The organism is Pseudoalteromonas aurantia, from assembly GCF_005886875.1.
Classification (GTDB): Bacteria; Pseudomonadota; Gammaproteobacteria; order Enterobacterales; family Alteromonadaceae; genus Pseudoalteromonas; species Pseudoalteromonas aurantia_A.
This window is the reverse complement of record NZ_PNBY01000179.1, coordinates 1-805: the sequence shown is the minus strand read 5'-3', so window position 1 is coordinate 805 and position 805 is coordinate 1. Positions and strand designations below refer to the sequence as shown.

Here is an 805-nt window from a genome sequence, read left to right as displayed (position 1 = left end):
ACCATTGATGATGGGCAAGCTAGTGAATTGAAAAACACGCAAACTGACGCATTTAGCTTAATTGATGCGATTGACCGAGGGCAATTACCGGAGGGCGTCGTGGATGCTTATCCTATTGGGCAAACTCAATTGGGGATGTTGTATCACTCAGAGCGTGAACGGGAAGAGTCGGCTTATCATGACATTATGACGCACACGGTACGTTTACCGTATAACGAAGCGGCGTTCAATACAGCAATGGCTGCATTAATGGCGCGTCATGAAGTGTTACGTACCGCGTTTAATATCGGCCAGTATTCACAGCCATTACAGCTTGTTCATGAGCATGTGGCGGTACCACTGACCACCGAGTATCAATTGGACTGGACGCTGGACGCGCGTCAAACCTCTATGGAGGCATGGTTAGCAGAGGAAAGAGCGCAAGGTTTAGACTTTACATCGCCGGGGGTGTTTAGAGCGAAGGTATTTGTTCATTGCGAGCAAGCTTTTGTATTGGGATTAAGTTTTCATCATGCCTTGTTAGACGGATGGAGTACCTCGATCTTAATGTCAGATTTAGTGAGCTATTACCAAGGTGCTTTAGCTGACAATCTCGTCACGAAAGAGGCATTAACGACCAGTTATCGTGACTTTATAGCTTTAGAGGGTGAAGCGCTCACCAGTGATGACACTCAGAATTATTGGCAGTCAATTGTATCAGAACTGGATGTGCTGAAACTGAAAGGCAATGCAGTCAGTGATACGCCATCATGTATCAATCGGGCAATGGTACCTGTGAGCGATGTAGAAACAGAGCAAGCAAAAG

General features: G+C 46.2%; 1 protein-coding gene. It reads left to right on the top strand.

Going from position 1 to position 805, the window contains the following annotated elements; genetic code table 11:
* A partial coding sequence (locus tag CWC18_RS20355; protein ID WP_171041184.1) for a condensation domain-containing protein occupies positions 1 to 805 on the top strand: 805 nt, incomplete at both ends.